Origin of the sequence: Paenibacillus sp. FSL R5-0887 (assembly GCF_038002305.1) — a bacterium.
Lineage (GTDB): Bacteria > Bacillota > Bacilli > Paenibacillales > Paenibacillaceae > Paenibacillus_AQ > Paenibacillus_AQ odorifer.
Genome location: NZ_JBBOCE010000002.1, coordinates 479,152 through 495,740, shown reverse-complemented (window position 1 = coordinate 495,740; position 16,589 = coordinate 479,152). Strand labels below are relative to the sequence as shown.

At 44.2% G+C, this 16,589-nt stretch carries 13 protein-coding genes and 2 pseudogenes; 13 read left to right on the top strand and 2 right to left on the bottom strand.

Annotated features, from left to right (window positions below; translation table 11 throughout):
• Positions 1-109: 109 nt before the first annotated feature.
• From MKY14_RS20110 to sigK (MKY14_RS20100), 3 genes are all read left to right on the top strand, one after another.
• Positions 110-385 carry a hypothetical protein gene (locus MKY14_RS20110; RefSeq protein ID WP_076193557.1) on the top strand — a complete coding sequence of 92 codons (276 nt, stop codon included), beginning with the start codon at positions 110-112 and terminating at the stop codon, positions 383-385.
• 179 nt (positions 386-564) lie between these two features.
• Entirely contained in the window at positions 565-798 is a 234-nt protein-coding gene (locus MKY14_RS20105; RefSeq protein ID WP_076193554.1) for a hypothetical protein, read from the top strand.
• A gap of 40 nt (positions 799-838) precedes the next feature.
• Positions 839-1,411 carry an RNA polymerase sporulation sigma factor SigK gene (sigK, locus tag MKY14_RS20100; protein ID WP_405169074.1) on the top strand — a complete coding sequence of 191 codons (573 nt, stop codon included), beginning with the start codon at positions 839-841 and terminating at the stop codon, positions 1,409-1,411.
• Positions 1,412-1,630: 219 nt separating this feature from the next.
• Here the strand turns inward: sigK (MKY14_RS20100) and MKY14_RS20095 are convergent, their stop codons facing one another.
• Positions 1,631-4,789 (bottom strand): amidase family protein, encoded by a 3,159-nt coding sequence (locus tag MKY14_RS20095; protein WP_340977174.1) that lies wholly within the window; start codon positions 4,787-4,789, stop codon positions 1,631-1,633.
• Between the two features lie 896 nt (positions 4,790-5,685).
• Here MKY14_RS20095 and sigK (MKY14_RS20090) point away from each other — a divergent pair.
• A pseudogene (sigK, locus tag MKY14_RS20090) lies at positions 5,686-6,159 on the top strand (RNA polymerase sporulation sigma factor SigK); the annotation flags it as partial.
• A gap of 412 nt (positions 6,160-6,571) precedes the next feature.
• On the opposite strand, the gene MKY14_RS20085 reads toward sigK (MKY14_RS20090), so the two are convergent.
• A complete protein-coding gene (locus MKY14_RS20085; RefSeq protein ID WP_076219033.1) occupies positions 6,572-7,537 on the bottom strand; it encodes an NAD(P)H-dependent flavin oxidoreductase in 966 nt (321 codons plus the stop codon).
• Between the two features lie 247 nt (positions 7,538-7,784).
• Between MKY14_RS20085 and MKY14_RS20080 the strand changes: the two are divergent.
• The 9 genes and pseudogenes from MKY14_RS20080 to MKY14_RS20040 form a co-directional block, all read left to right on the top strand.
• Positions 7,785-8,101: pseudogene (locus tag MKY14_RS20080) on the top strand (sigma factor); the annotation flags it as partial.
• A 504-nt stretch (positions 8,102-8,605) separates the two neighbouring features.
• On the top strand, positions 8,606-8,764 hold the full coding sequence (locus MKY14_RS20075; protein WP_248547758.1) for a hypothetical protein: 159 nt from the start codon (positions 8,606-8,608) through the stop codon (positions 8,762-8,764).
• The gene (locus MKY14_RS20070; protein WP_445669887.1) at positions 8,688-9,635 is read left to right on the top strand and encodes a Gfo/Idh/MocA family protein; all 948 of its coding nucleotides are present in this window, start codon (positions 8,688-8,690) and stop codon (positions 9,633-9,635) included. The genes MKY14_RS20075 and MKY14_RS20070 overlap by 77 nt, the downstream gene beginning before the upstream one ends.
• A gap of 501 nt (positions 9,636-10,136) precedes the next feature.
• On the top strand, positions 10,137-10,769 hold the full coding sequence (locus MKY14_RS20065) for a carbohydrate-binding family 9-like protein (protein WP_076125364.1): 633 nt from the start codon (positions 10,137-10,139) through the stop codon (positions 10,767-10,769).
• Positions 10,770-10,993: 224 nt separating this feature from the next.
• The gene (locus MKY14_RS20060; RefSeq protein WP_256715762.1) at positions 10,994-11,872 is read left to right on the top strand and encodes an ABC transporter ATP-binding protein; all 879 of its coding nucleotides are present in this window, start codon (positions 10,994-10,996) and stop codon (positions 11,870-11,872) included.
• Entirely contained in the window at positions 11,869-14,328 is a 2,460-nt protein-coding gene (locus tag MKY14_RS20055) for a hypothetical protein (protein ID WP_340977173.1), read from the top strand. Before MKY14_RS20060 ends, MKY14_RS20055 begins: the two co-directional genes overlap by 4 nt.
• Positions 14,325-15,017 carry a hypothetical protein gene (locus MKY14_RS20050; protein WP_076125360.1) on the top strand — a complete coding sequence of 231 codons (693 nt, stop codon included), beginning with the start codon at positions 14,325-14,327 and terminating at the stop codon, positions 15,015-15,017. Before MKY14_RS20055 ends, MKY14_RS20050 begins: the two co-directional genes overlap by 4 nt.
• A 26-nt stretch (positions 15,018-15,043) precedes the next feature.
• Complete coding sequence (locus MKY14_RS20045; RefSeq protein WP_076125358.1) at positions 15,044-15,637, top strand: RNA polymerase sigma factor; 594 nt, start codon at positions 15,044-15,046, stop codon at positions 15,635-15,637.
• Positions 15,612-16,589 carry a hypothetical protein gene (locus MKY14_RS20040; protein WP_340977172.1) on the top strand — a complete coding sequence of 326 codons (978 nt, stop codon included), beginning with the start codon at positions 15,612-15,614 and terminating at the stop codon, positions 16,587-16,589. Before MKY14_RS20045 ends, MKY14_RS20040 begins: the two co-directional genes overlap by 26 nt.

The following is a 16,589-nucleotide window of genomic DNA, read 5'->3' as shown; positions in this document are numbered from 1 at the left end:
TAGCCAACGGAATAGTACAAAAGGGAAGGTTTGTTGAGAGTCAAGGAAAATGGTGATTTTATCAGCCTTTATCCTGGTGCAGATTCCACAAGAGTGACAAGGGCAATCAATGAAACAAACGGTGGAAGATGAAAAGATGAGTGCTAATTTTAATGCAATAATATTTACAAAAAACGTAATTGAATTAAATTGGCTTCTCAGAGTCGTGCAAGTAAAAGGGCTTAAAGCTATCAATGAGATTGAGTCTGTGGAAAATTGGGACTTTGGCGATTTGCAAATTCATGCGTGTGAAAGTAGTACAAATGAAATTATAGTGCTTCTTAAGGAAGGGAGAATTATATCGATAAATGGAAAGATTAGCTCCAATAAATTTGTTGTGATTTAAGCAAGATAGGAAATATTTACGAGACAAGTATTTCTCTAGACACAAAAGATTTTACTTACTTAGATTGTGATACGCTTGATGAACTTACTAGGCCTTTTTATGATGAAATCTCGGATATATTGTTATCTACTGAGATGGCTAATAATTTAATTGTTTCAGCATTAGGCGTGGAGGTGATTGTGGAATATTATGACGATTTTTTAAGCTCTAATATTACTGATGTAGACATTAGAGAGTGTACTGAAAATTCTTATAAAGAAGCAATCATTCAGAATGAATTATTACACCGAGCTGTTGATGGTACGAAAATAAAAAATGATTACATAAATCAAATTCTACAAAAAGGTGATTTTCAAAGTGATATTGATTATTTGGTATCACAATTTAGAGGGATAGGAAATTTATTTCACTAAGAAATTTATTAATTAATCTAGAGGGAATTAATAATCGTCAATGCAGCGTACCATGTATTTTGGATGTAAGCGTCATTTGGAAATGACATCGTATCGTGTCCACAACCTCAAGAAATTCGATAACACCGGAGAAGACATGGAGGATCTGATCTCCATCGGCACCATCGGCCTGATTAAAGCTATTGAGAGTTATCGTCCAAACAAAGGAACCAAACTAGCCACATTTGCAGCACGTTGTATTGAAAACGAAATTCTGATGCACCTAAGATCCTTGAAGAAGACTCGTAAAGATGTATCTCTGCACGATCCAATTGGGACAGACAAGGAAGGTAATGAAATTACTCTCATCGATGTCCTTGGCTCAGAAGCTGATGATGTCATTAAAGAAGTCGATCTGAAGATCGAGAAGAGCAAGATTTATCGAAATCTCGATATATTGGATGACCGAGAAAAGGAAGTTGTCGTGGGACGGTTTGGATTGGATACAGGTGGGGAAGAGAGGACGCAGAGAGAGATTGCTAAGGAGCTGGGGATCTCGCGGAGTTATGTTTCGAGGATAGAGAAAAGGGCGCTGATGAAGCTGTATCATGAGTTTTATAAGGCGAAGCGGTGAGACTGATGACAATTACACAGTAATAATCTATTAATAATAAAACTTGAAAAGCGACTTGTCTACGGATGAGTCGTTTTTTGTGTGGATAGGGTTAGCCCTACTTATGATACGGTTCATCGCACTATCTGTAACGGCAAGTTATAAGGCCATCCCTTTCGGGATGGCCTTTCCTGTAAACGTGGTTACTCGAGTACTCTGTCATTTTTAATTGAATTTCTTTTAATTAGTAGTCTCAAGTAATCTGGAAACAATTGTTGCAAACTCTGCTCTAGTAATATCTTTTTCAGGCTTAAATGTACTGTCTGCGTATCCTGTAATAATATTATTGGATGCGAGTGCATCAATGGAATCATAATACCATGCATTTCTTGTAACATCTTTGAATGATGTGTTTCCAGTACCTGTTAGCTTAAAAGCTCGAGTGATTAGTGCCGCTAATTCACCACGGCTAATCTTCTCATCTGGACGGAAGCTTCCGTCACTATATCCGTTCATCAAGCCTGATCCGGCAGCTGCACCAATAAACTTATTCGCCCAATGAGTTGGAGATACATCTATAAAGTTACTTTCTTGTCCTTCAAGTCCCATATAAGTTGCAATTACTTTAATTGCTTCGGCACGAGTCAAACCTGAATTTGGGCGGAATGTTCCATCGGAATACCCCGTCAATAATCCCTTAGCAATTAGTGCGTCAATGCTTGTTTTTGCCCAATGATTCATTGTATCTACAAAACTAACAACTTTCGGCTTATCTGCTGGTGTTATTGTTTCTGCAGGTGCCGGTGTTTCTATAGGCGTTGTTATTGCTGGAGGTGTCACTGTACCTCCTCCAGTATTTGGATGGGTTGGTCCATTATCTGTGTTTGGATCAGGATTAGTAGAGTTTGAAACGTATTGAAGTGCTGGAGCAAATGTTGTAAGTAGTCTAGCTTGACTTTGTTGCTCAAGAGCGTAGCTCATGCCTAAAACTTTTGCATCGTCCCATGCTCTACCAACCAGTTGCATAGAGATAGAATATCCGCTGTCATTCGTTCCTACAGGAACAACTACCGTAGGTAGACCCATAGTAGAGGTTAATACGCCTGTGTTACGGTCTGAACTTAATTGAGAAGCTGCTGCGTCATTGTTATATACGTCACTAATAAAACCTGCATAAACAACAGCATCAACGCCATTCGCGTCCATCCAGCTTTTAATAACATCCTTATAGTCAGTTCTATACTTAATGTAATCTTGTACAGCCTGTTCAGTCATACGAGTTGGGGTACTATATCCTCTTTGATTATAGATAAGCACTTTATCTGAAGCTAGTACACTTGCTCCATCAATATAAGGGAAGTCCTTATGAAGCTCAATATAACGTGCCCAACCTTCAGTAGATCCATTAATACCTGAAGGACGACTAGGGCCTGATGGTACAGCTGACATTTCAACCATAGTCGCACCCGCTGCTTGAAGCTCTGAGAACTTATCCATCACTGCCTGTCCAGTATCATCATCAGCATATGCAGATACAAAGGATGCAGGAATGTATCCAATTTTCTTTCCTTTCAATGCATTAACATCCAGAGATTCCTTCCAATCCACTGGACGCTTATGATCTGCATCAGCAGTGACTGTGAAAATATCCTGTGGGTCCGTACCCGTTGTAGCATTCAATATAATGGCTAGGTCAGTTACTGTTTTAGCAATGGGACCTGCATAATCTTGTCCCCAAGTGAGTGGCAGTACACCTGTAGTACTTGCCATACCGTCTGTACCCCGGAAGCTTTTTAAGCTAGCGCCTGTAGTTGGTGCATATAGAGATACCCCTGTTTGCGATCCCATTGCTGCTGCTGCAAAATCAGCTGCAACAGATACTGCAGACCCGCCGCTTGAGCCAAAAGATGTTTTCGATGGATAGAGTGCATTCCATGTTTGCTGCCAGCCGCTTTCACTAAAGCTTCCGCTGTTAGCAAACTCAGAAGTATTTACTTTACCAATAATTACAGCTCCAGCTTCCCGCAGTTTTTTCACTTGGAATGCATCAGAATCAGGCTGCCAGCCTTCAAGAGCTTTACTGCCACCGGTAGTAGGCATATCCTTTGTATCATAAATATCTTTTATCGCAATTGGAATACCCAATAAATCACCTTTTACACCTTGTGCACGGGCATCGTCAGCAGCTTTTGCTTGGTTAAGCGCAGTTTCAGATACATGCAGGAATGCATGGAATCCCAATTGTCCCTCATCGTATACCTTGATTCTATCTAAATAGGCTTGAGTAATTTGTACAGAGGTAGTTTTGCCAGTAATCATATCCTGTTGCATTTCTGCAATTGATTTATTCTTAACATCATACGGCGATGAAGTTACTAATTCTTTAGGCGCAGGAGCATTTGGTATAACCAGATGATCTCCAGTATCAAGTCCCTCTATAGCAGATATATCCCAGTTGCTAATTGACCGAATTTGTGCGTTTGTTAATCCTGTTACATCCAGCAGACTATTAAGTCCATCTAGCATAGCAACCAGATTTTTCAACCCTTCTTCACCAGCTTCTCCAACTTGTACATAATTTACTAGGGATTTCGATTCGCCCGGCCCAATATTTAGTGAATTAATGAACCCATAGAAATTCGCTTCATTTCCATACTCAGCTAAGGGTATTGTGAATGGATCCTGTTGCTGATTACCTAGACCGGTTAATCCATTATCAAACGGCTTTGGAGATCCCACTGCAACGCCTAGCGGCTTATTGTTTTTGGCGCTACTATCTACAACAATCCATGAATCATCTGTAGTTACCTTTAGATCGCCTGAATAGGTTGCCTTAACTACTGAAGCATTTGTTGTTGTACCATATCCTAAAGAGCCACCGAATGATACATCAACTTTTATTGCCACATCATTTTTATTAGTGAAAGTATCAAAGAATCTCGTTCGATTATGAATAGTATCCACATACACCTCACGTGTTACAGTTACATTTCCTAGATTTACAGATTGAGCCGAAGTAAACTTATTAACGCCGTCATATTTCAAGTCAAACCCACGCATCATTTGACCATTCATCAGTGGAGCTGAAGGCGAGGACACTTTAACAAAGATATTGCCGAAACCTTGTACTTGTGTAGAACCAACTGTACGTAAACTTCCTGTGTCTAAGCTAGGAGCAAAAACATCGTGAATCTCCCATACTGTGCCACTTTCTGAAGTAACTCTAGTTAAAGCGTCAGCTGTTTGGAACGGAATTACACTCGTAGCAATAACAGATAACACAATTGAAGTAGCTATAAATTGCTTTTTACTCCAATTTTTTTTTGCTGGTGAATATTCAGATCGGGTGGAACCAGAATGCTCTCTTTTAGTTTCACGTAGACGTTTGAACTTATTCATGTGCGTAATCTCCTTTTCCTGTATGTATTTTATTATTTAATGTTAGGAAATATAACACTAGTATTTGTTTCAGTCAATGAATATTATAAATTTAATATATTTTGAGTTTGTGAAAAGGAAAAAACGGCTCTTTTAATTATTATGTGTAACGTATATGTAAACTATTGTGTTAAATAGATTACAATTTATGATAGTTTTTGGGGAATCCATTGGATATTGAGTATCATCATCTGGCTGAATCACCAAAAACCTTGAATTTCACTTATCTTTATGTGAATTTGACGAAATCAAAAAGAAGAGGAACAGCTAAAAATTAACGGAGAATATTATGTTTTTCATTTCATGAAAGTGGAAGATTCTATATCGGAGCATGGCATAAAGCAGAATCACTGATGATTCCAGATGCATAGCCGCAAGATCACTAATGGGCATCCTGAAAAGAGTAAAGTATCTGCTGGGAAAGAAGCCATAAGAATAGCCAGGTAGTGTATCTGGAATAAGTGGGATTTCATTGTGGAAACCACTTTAGCGGGTGGTAACGTTATAAGGTAGATGAGGATGCAAAGGAACAAGGCTTTGAAATTATTGTGTTTTATGTGGAACTAGCAGATGTTCGGCTAAATATTGAATGTATTGCTCTACGTGTGAAAAACGGTGGCTATCATATTGAAACCGAGGATATTATTAGACGCAATTTAACAAGTATGAATAATCTGATATCTTACTTAGAGTTGATTGATCAAGTAAAGTGTTATTTAAATGGATTACCAGGATGTACACAAGAAATCAATCGGAAACTACAATTTAAATATAATATGCAAAAGGAAACCAATTCGAATCAGAATCGATCGTAATTGGTTTATTTTTTGACATCACATCGTGCCCATAACCTCAAGGAGGATCTGATCTCCATTGGCACCATCGGAATGATTAAAGCTATTGAGAGCTATCGTCCAAACAAAGGAACAAAGCTAGCCACATTTGCAGCACGTTGTATTGAAAACGAAATCCTGATGCACCTGTGTTCGCTCAAGAAAACACGTAAAGACGTATCCCTGCACGATCCAATTGGGACGGACAAAGAAGGTAATGAAATTACACTTATCCATATTCTTGGCTCCGAAGCTGATGATGTCATTAAAGAAGTCGATCTGAAGATCGAGAAGAGTAAAATATATCGCAACCTAGATATTCTGGATGACCGGGAGAAAGAAGTTGTGGTGGGTAGGTTTGGGCTGGATACAGGTGGAGAAGAGAGGACACAGCGGGAGATTGCTAAGGAGTTGGGGATCTCGCGGAGTTATGTTTCGAGGATAGAGAAGAGGGCGCTCATGAAGCTTTATCATGAGTTTTATAAGGCTGAGCGGTAAACTCATAATCACAAGGTAGTATCCGTTAACCGGCATACATAGAAAGCTTCAAGGACCATATTAGAATTTTTTAGAGAAGATATAGTTCAGCGAATTTTTGTATTAAACCAACTCATAAAAATACATGAGAAAGGGAGAGGGAAAATTGTTAAGTGGTGCTCTGAAGAGTACATATATCCAGTCATCTTTTGCGATTATCCTGGGGATTGGGCATATTGCATTTTGGCTGTGAAGATATTTAGCTGTTGTTGCAATTAAAAAGAAAGGTACGGAAATCTTTAGTTAAATACAACACAAAAGCTTATTAAATATAACTAGATTTGAGTATCAAGCGAAATAAAAAAACCACTTATGCTCGGAAATCCCAAGCTTGCTTAAGTGGTTAATCGTGCTTTTGAATCTTATAACAACCTTAAGTTGTCGGGTTCAATGCCCCTTGATACTCATCCATTAAATTGTCGATAATCTGCTGTACGGACAAAATCTCTTTAATCTCATGAACTCTGGACCCAGCAAAAACCAATCCGTTCTTAACATCTCCTCTAAGGGAAGTGAGCAGGGATTCCATTGTACAGAAGCGATGTGAACAAACCTTTAGACAATTATAGCATTTGACTATCTTTAATTTGGCATCATCACTGATCCGGTCCGTAAAATCATTCCGAATCGCTCTACCTTCTAGACCCACAGTAGACTTGATTAGGACAGTATCTCCTTGCTGAGCATCTACATACTTTTGCTTGAAGGCTAAGGGAGCATCACACTCAAGGCTAGCCACAAAACGGGTACCCATTTGAACACCAGATGCGCCGATCCGAAGGGCTTTTGCGATATCATCCCCTGTTAGAATTCCACCCGCAGCAATAACAGGAATCGAAACGGCCTCTAAGACTTCAGGAAGGATATCAAACATGGATCTGTCTGTACCTAAATGGCCTCCAGCTTCGAACCCTTCCACAACGACTGCGGAGGCACCAAGTCTTTCGGAAATTCGGGCTAATTTGGCGGATGAAACAATAGTTACGACAGGAGTACCATATTCTTTACCCCAAGCATAAATATCTCTAGAAATTCCGGCTCCGGAAATAATAAAGTCAACCTTTTCCTCCAAAGCAATCTTCATTTTTTCGGCAAAGTCCTTCACTGCGAATAGTACATTCACACCGATGTAGCCATTCCCTTTAGAGAGTTCTCTTGTTTTGCGAATATGCATTCTCAGCTCATCAGGAGTAATCCCTGTACCAGAGATGGTGCCGATCCCGCCTGCATTGGCTACAGCAGCGGCTAGTCCACTTAAGGATATGCCTACACCCATTCCACCTTGAATAACAGGAACTCTCGATTTAATATGTCCGAATTGGATTGTTGGAAGTTTCAATTACACACCTCTTTTGCAAGTTGTTGACATTATTAATACTCCTCTAGAGTAATAAGATATATCGTAACACAGCTAATTCTTTCCCGGATGTGACTGTAAACATGCTCAAACTATGTTAAATATCATGTCTTTCAACTGTTAAGTTGTTGATATCAAGTGAAAATTTAAGAAAACGAAGTGACTATTAAAAAAAGGACAATGAATAACAAAAAAAGAGCCATCCATCCGGTAAAACCTTCATACTTCTATCAACGCTTTTCTATCAAGAAAGTGGATTTTGACATCGTATCGTGTCCACAACCTCAAGAAATTCGATAACACTGGGGAAGACATGGAGGATCTGATCTCCATCGGCACCATCGGCCTGATAAAAGCTATTGAGAGCTATCGTCCAAACAAAGGAACCAAACTAGCCACATTTGCTGCTCGTTGTATTGAAAACGAAATCCTGTTGCACCTGCGTTCGCTCAAGAAAACACGTAAAGACGTATCTCTGCACGATCCGATTGGGACGGACAAAGAAGGTATGAAATTACACTTATCGATATCCTTGGCTCTGAAGCTGTATCATGAGTTTTATAAGGCGAAGCGGTGAGGATAGTAGATAATAACTTAAGATTCACTATAGAGTGTTTTAAAAGCGACTTGCAAAAAGGGAGTTGCTTTTTTATGTGCGCCCAGCATTGGCGATCTATAGGGTTGAAGTTCCGCATACATCGTACAAAAATGGCAGACCTTGCGGCAAGCGATAGAAGAAAGAACCTATGAACCGAGCCCCTCCCCTACATAGAATTAGAAGGAATAACGGAATCGTGCAAAAAGTAACTTTCTTTGCTAAATAAAATTATCCATCATTCTTATATAATAAAGGTGACAAGGTATCATAACAAGATGCAGGTTATTCTGTAGTAGTCCGGTATTGTACAAATGTAAGAGAAGTATATGCATGAAGAATGGTAAATCATCAATGCCCAAGAAGACTAGACGTTGTAAGGAGACTTCGGTTTCTCCCAACAAGGAGCTTGGATCAACATAAAATAACCTCTGCGAGTGAGAAGGATAGGATGGATGCATCATGAAAAGGTACGGGGCGGTCGTGATAGGCTGCGGTTATATGGGCTCTCTCCACTTGGACGCGATATCACGACAGGTGCGGGTCCGGTTGATCGGCGTGGCGGATTGGAACCGGGACAGGGCCTCCTTAGTGGCAAGCCAATACGGAGCTGAGTGTTGGAGCACGGATTACCGGGTCTTGATAGAGCGTGATGATGTGGATCTGGTCATTATCGCCACGTACCCGTCCTCCCATCTGGGGATCGCAAAAGATTGTCTCGCTGCAGGGAAACATATCCTATGCGAGAAGCCGATGGCGGGCAATGCACGGGAAACACAGGAATTCATGAAGCTGGCCCGTGGAGCTAAAACCAAGGTGCTGATCGGTCACATCCTTCGCCATAACACTACGTACCAGGCGGTTATGAAGATGATCCGGGAGGGCGCCATCGGCTTCCCTTTGGTCATCCGGCTATCCCAATTGAAGCCCTCCAAAAATTGGGCTTCCCACTTATCCCTGCTCCGGGACGTCTCGCCGATCGTGGATTGCGGCGTCCATTATATCGATGTGATGCGTTGGGCTACAGGGGCGGACGTAGTAAGCGTCAATGGGATCGGGCAGCGTCTCTACGAAGATGTCCCGCCGTATACTTACAATTACGGACTCATGACCCTCCGTCTGTCGGACGGCTCCATCGGCTACTTTGAGACAGGGTGGGGCAAGGGGCTTCCGACTGATAACCGGAAGGAATTTATCGGACCGGCAGGCCGGATTCGCATCATATACAAGAACGAACGACCGCGAGAGGATCAGCATCTGGGGAATCTGATCGAGGTCGAAGACTACGAGAAAGGAGCGGTCCGGCAGATCAATATGGACTTCTCCGTAAAGCCTACGGGTGCCCAGCTGGACTATTTCCTGTCCATGCTGGAGAACAACTTGCCCCCTATACCGGCAATGGAGGAAGCCTGCCGGGCGATGGAGATCGCTCTCTTAGCCGACCGGGCGATCCATGAAGGAATTACGTTACCTTGCGCGAAATAAGGGTTGACCAACATGGTGATGGTAACAGGGGATGAACCGGTGCGTGGTGTACACCTGCTGAGGAATAACTTGTCCACACCCATGCAAAGTACGGCAGCCGACATCAGTCAGTCGAACTGAAGGATGTATACGGTGCCGTCGGGTACCACCCGCTGGATCATCAACGGATTGCAGGGCTAGTAAGCTCCGGAGCCATATTCCGGGAGGTTCCATTCGGCGAGGTGAAGGTAGATTTCGACGCCTATTTCGCCGCATTGCAGGAGAACGGATACGGGGGGATCTGACCATCGATCGGGAAGTGGGGGAAGCGCCCGAGGGGATATAGAGTGTGCAGTTCCATCATCCGCCAATACAGGTAACGGCAGACGGCCGTGCGAAATTTCGGGGATCGAGACTGCGTATTGGAAAACCGGTAAGTCGCGGGTCTAAATAATCAAGTTAATTAATAGGGTTGTTTTGCTGTGTTAGCCTAGTGGGATTTCCAACCGAAGGGAATGAACCATGGAAAGAAAATTAGAAACCTTAGTGATTTCCCGCCTGATAAATCAGACGGATGTTTCAGTTACAGAAGATTTCCAGATCATTAAACAGTATCAATGGCTTAAAGGATATAACCCGGTCGTTACAGCAAGATTAAATTACAGTCAGGAGGATCTGAAGCTTCAGTTTAAGGTTTACGAACAGAATCCAATACGAACATATAGAAACATGAATGATCCTGTGTATAAGGATAGCTGCATCGAGTTCTTTTTTCAGCCTTCTCCGGATTCGGACCAGCGCTATATGAATTTCGAATTTAATGCGAATGGCGCAATTCTCTTGCAGATAGGGGCGGATCGGTATGATCGCTTCCCAATCACTATCAATCCAGCACTTTTCCAAGTCCTATCCACCACGGATCAGATTAATGATAAAGGGGAAGCGTATTGGGAATTAAGCTTTTCGATCTCATGGGCATGGGTACAATCTTATTTTTCGGATTTTCGGGCAGTGCCGGGAAAAAGGATAAGAGGAAACTTTTACAAGTGCGGCGATGAAACGGTTTATCCGCACTTTGGAACATGGAGCAAAGTTCATTCGAACAAACCAGAATTTCATAGAAGCTGTGATTTTGGGATTCTGTACTTAGAGTAACTGCGAAATGCAGGTTAATGAATAACTTCCGAAGCCGCATATACGGGGTTGGAGGTTTTTTTGTCGTAGTAGACACATCGAACAAATGTCATATTGGCAGCGCAAGGATACTATTATTTTAAAAAATCACCTGTTTTTTAAACTTTTAGAAGGGAGTGTCGTTATACTGTTCGACAATCTACTCGTGCGCACGGTAGTTGGCCAAGTACGAATGGAGGCAGGTAATGATGCATGTAGTTATCCAGCAATTGTGCAAAAAATATGGCAGTAAACAAGTACTGAACGGAATTAACCTGACATTGGGTACGGGTATGTTCGGCTTACTCGGTCCCAATGGGGCGGGAAAATCAACATTGATGCAAATATTGGCAACAGTAATACCGAAAACATCAGGGGATGTACAAATTGGACATTGCAAGCTTGGGCGGGATGAACGTGAAATTCGTGGCTTGCTTGGCTACCTGCCACAAGAGTTTGGCGTATATCGCAAGTTGACAGGCGCAGAATATCTCGATTATGTCGCGTCCATGAAGGGCATTACAAATGGAAAAGTCCGGAGGAAAGCAGTAGCCGAAATGTTGCGCCGAGTCAATCTGGAGGAGAAGCGCCATGTGCGTATAGGCAAATATTCTGGCGGGATGCGGCAGCGCATCGGTATTGCCCAGGCGCTGCTAGGTGATCCGCAGTTCATTATTGTGGACGAGCCTACGGCAGGGCTTGATCCCGAAGAACGCATGCGATTTCGTGATATGCTGACTGAGCTGGGTAAAGATCGTACTGTGCTACTGTCTACACATGTCGTCGCCGATATTGATAATAACTGTAAGAGTATGGCGATTATGAGCGGAGGGCGCATCGTATTTCACGGTACGCAAGAACAATTGCTCCAGCGTGTGCAGGGACAAGTGTGGACGGTCCAAGTGGGTGATGAGAAGCTTGCAGAGCTCAAAGAAACTGCAGCCATCGTGACTGCAAAGCGTTCAGGAGCCGGCTATGAGGCGCGTGTTCTTGCCAGTTCTGTCCCATTACCTGGAGCAGTCCAGGCAAAGGCAGGACTTGAGGACGGATATATCGGGGTCATGAGAGCGGGGAATAGCCAATGAGCCTGATTCGCTATTACAAAACAGAGTGCAAGCTACTGCTGCGTGGCCCAGGCTTGTATCTAATGCTGGCAACTGTGGTCGGCATCCTGTATTTGATGTTTCAGAACGCCGATGCCAAATTGGATCGTGCAGTATACGTGATGGATATTTCTGAGGTGTATTGCCTTGTAGCCCTCATTATTTTGCCTTTGCTGGCAACAGCGATAGCACGGCGGGATGAAGAATGGAAGACAGCAACCATGATGGCTACCTTTCCGTATCGAACATGGGAAATGGAGGCTGCACGCTTGCTCTGTGCTGTAACCCTTCCGTTAGCAGCTGCGCTCGTGCCGATGGGGGCTTATGTATGGTTGGTCGTAAATGATGGCATCTCATGGGGAATGCGTGAATGGTATACCTCTGCTGTATTGGCTTCCTTTGCCATCCCGATGTTATTTGCAACTGTAATTGCCTACTTAGTAGGTATCCTTATCCGCAAGCGATACAGTTACTTGATCAGCTTCGTCCTGTTGCTTAGCTTGGCAATTATTTTACCGGAATTTTTTAAGACCGATCGCCCTTCTTTTTCATTACCCCCTCATACGCAGATTTGGTTCGATTATTCACTAGTTAAATATATTGGTAAGTCTTACTCACGTATGTGGGGATTTATATATGATCCGGCATTTTGGCTGCATCGCGGCATCGTTGCAGCTTTAGCAGCAGGAATGGTCATGACTGTTCTACTTGTAGTATGTAGACGCAGGCGGGAACGGGTCAAGGCATGGCTTGTCTATCCCACGATGCTGATTCTAGGTGCAGCATTGTTATGGGCAGGTAGTGCGATGTACGGATACCTGCAGGAACGGGCAGATATTGCGGATGCCAATGAACGTTTCTATCGCGAACGTCTTACTTCAGCCAATGATATCACGCAACAGCGTGAATTGGAGCAACTGCTCGTTGCTGGAATTGCAGCGGGTAAATATTCGGAGGCGGATATTGAGGAAATGTCTCGGATCACCCTTAACACAAACGGGAATACCAGCAATCCGCTCTCGGTATCGCATATTAAAGATCTGCTTGTCGGAATGAAGTTCCAGGATCTACACATTAACAGCTACAAGCTGAAGTTGGAATTACTGCCGCGGCATGGGTTAGAAATACAGGCGACGATGCAAGCAAGCAATGGACAAGCGGCAACACTAGAGCGATTCCCAATCATGCTGCGACATATCTTTGATGTACAGGAACTGAAGGTGAACGGTGCTGCTGCTGCCTATGAGTGGGAAGAGGCTACAGATGTACTTTGGATCAAGCCTGCAACGGATGTTATGCCAGGGGAGCATCTGGAGATCGAGATGACATATAGAGGTACCCTAAATGATTGGCGGCATTATTATTCCGTCGCTCCTAGCAGGGATAGATGGGAGCAGATCGCTGTTGTCGACGATAACAGGATTTTCCTGCCAGCTTTCTATGGCTGGTACCCTGTTATCGGCAATAGCCGGCTATCGGAATTGCTTACCGATCACTACGAATGGGGGCGTCACGCTACAGATATTCTGGACACACAACTGCCGCGCCCTATGGCGGGCTTTGAAGTTGCTATCACAGGGCCAAGTGGCTTGAAACTGTTCTCCAACGCCTCTGTCATTACTAGTAAGATGGCTGGAGAGAAGGGAGCGACCATCACGCGCCTGGAGCTGGATGAAGCAAGCGGACTTACATTATTTGGGGGCGATCTGCAACTTGCAGAAGCGACGGCAGACGGCAAGACGTTGCGTCTGTTGGCATCTGGTCAATTGCCTGCCCGTTCTGTCGAAGAAGCAGCACAGTTCGCAGCCAGGCATTACGCCCAAGCGGCGCGTACTTTGAAAAAGTTGGATGGAGAAGCTGCAACGAGTTTTCCCCAGACGGTTACTATGGCACTTGCCGATTATCCGTATTATAGTTTGAATATGGTGAGTATGAGCACCCTTGGCATGGTAGATGCATCAGTTGGAGGTCCGGAAGCTCGCGATGTCCACTTTTTGTCTAAGGTGTCTGTGTCAAGTTATTTTGGGGCGGAAATTGATCGAGGGAAAAATGGGAATATCCAACTGAGAACGGGGCAGTACTGGCTTGATTACAGTGCCAAACGTAGAGAGATTAGAAATGCGAGAATGTTAAATTTAAACGCCCAATATACACTGAATAACTTTTTTCAGGCTTATAACGAGCTCAAGCTGGTCGGAGGGAAACTGCCAGATCGACTGTTCGAACCTGTTAGCAGCTATTTTTTGAACGGTACACCGAATCAGGTTTATGACCTTATGAATACCATATACAGCCAGTACGGTATTGAAAGTGTCTACGATGTCATCAAGCTTGTCTATGACAGTATTGGCACAGAGCAGCTAATCGAGGACATTGATGAACAAATGGAAGCGCTTCTGCGAGGCTATTTGCAAAGGAAAATGGAGGGAGGACAATGAAGGTTGCCCTCATTCTTTTGTCCCGTGCAAAATATGCTTGGCGCATCCTATGGGGCGGCTACTTGCTAGCTATAGCTATTATTGCGGCGCTGATAGCAGCTGGTTGCCTCATGCTGCCAATGATGATGCCCTCTCCTGGTTTTTATCATGTCAAAGTGGCTTTTATATTTGTGCTGCCTTTACTTGCGATTGCCTTGAGTGCTGCCTTGTTCGCCGATGATTTCAGTGAGGGTACTTTTGCCCATCATTTCAGCTATCCATATTCACAATTACTCGTGTTCGCCGAGCGAGGAGCGGTCGCTGCGCTATTGCTAGTTATCTATGAAGCAGCGTTGCTCTGGGCAATTGACCGCTGGGCGATCGTTTTAAGTACGGCACAACTAGCTTACATAATTAAACATAGCCTCAGTGTGAATATGTTCCTTGGCGGTCTGGCGGCATTGGGCACTCTGCTAGGGCGCAATATGGCTGTCGGGCTAGGAGTGGGGGCAACGGTGTGGCTGCTGGAGTATTTTATGTCCAGTATGCCGCTCAATCGGTACTATTTATTTCAAGCCGTCTGGCCGGTGAGCCGGTTCACAGATAAATCGCATAACGCTATCGCATTATTTGCAGCAGCTGGAATACTGCTTTTCTGCTGTATGCTTCTATTGGGGAAAGGCAGAGGTTGGCTCGTGTGCAGGCAATAGTGCTGAGCGAGAAAGGAGAGAGTCAAGTGAACAGCAGGGCTGTTGTTACGGATGAGCAACTGCTCGAGCAATACAAGCAAGGGAATACAGCCGTGCTGGAGTTGTTCGTCTATCGGTATCATCAGACCATCTATGCGTATTTATACCGACTGACCAGCAAGCGTCAGCTCGCAGAAGATTTGGTGCAAGAGTGTTTTGTCAGAGTATTCACGGCTTTGCAAGCTGGTCGGTTGCCTGAACGGTTTCGACCATGGATTTATCGAATTGCGACGAACCTGTGCCGTGATGTATGGAAGTCCGGAGCTTATCGTTATGAAGTAGCGGCTAAGGATACCGGAGTGTATGATGCGGCAGATGGCGGTAAGGATACGGTAGCGTCTTTTTTAGACAAGCAATATGAGCGTGAAGCAGTCATTGCTGCCCTTGGCGCTTTGCCTGAGGAGGAGCGGCAAATTGTTATTTTGCGTTTTTATGAGGAGCTCAAGCTGGATGAAATAGCCGAGTTGCTGGAACTGCCGCTTGGAACGGTCAAGTCCAAGCTGTATCGGGCGTTCAGGCGACTGGCCCATACATTGCAGAAAGGGGAGGATCAGGATGAGTTACATATCCGGAGCCGGTAGCGCCGATAAGGCTAGTCGCGACAGTCAACTGCACAGGGAATTGCAAGAGCAGCGGCAACTAGAGGAAAAGGGTGAAGCAGCAGCGGATCGATGGGAGCATGACCAGATCGGAGCCGTATTCAGCCAACTGGATCGCTATACCGTCGATGGTCCCAGCGGCCAGCAGACGGAATCTCTGCTGGCGCTTGCCGCCACATATGCCACACAGCCTGAGTGGGCGGTTGCTATACCCTCTTCCAAGCGAGTGGCAAGACATGACAGGCCTGGGCGGCAAGCAACTGTCGCTATATCTTTACCAGTAAGGCTTATGCAACGCATGGCAGCTCAGGTAAGGACGATGCATTGGCTGTTTTGGCTTACATCAGCGCTTATGATTGGCATAGGAGCAGTCGTTGAGGGGCTGGTAGCAAGTGAATGGTTCAGTAGCTCTGCCAAGCCGGATGTATTTTTATTTACGATTCTGTTGCTTCCTGTAGCCAGTGTGGCCTATTCACTCCGATCCATGCATAAGCCAATGAGTGAGCTTGAGGCGACCTTTCCTGTTACACCCGTACAGCTTATGGTAGCCAGAATAGGAACCATACTGCTATATGACCTCCTTCTAGCGCTGTTGTTTTATGGAATACTCGTTATGACGGGTACCAGCGGTGAATTCGGATCTAACACTACTTTACTGATCACAGATCTATTACTGCCGATCTGCCTGAGCGCTTTTGCAGCGCTGGCTGCAATGCTTCGTTTCGGGACATGGCCTGGTACCGCGGTTGTGCTCGCAGTGGGCGTCATCCAGTTTTCCACTGGCGAGAGGCTTGGCGTATTTCAATTGTTCAGCGAATACGGGTCCGAACACTGGCTTGCAAGCAAGCTTGTTGCTGTTAGTCTGGCAATAGCGCTGGGTGTTATAACAAGTATTTTGCTGCGCCATCGGCATTATTACAAGCAATATGGATAG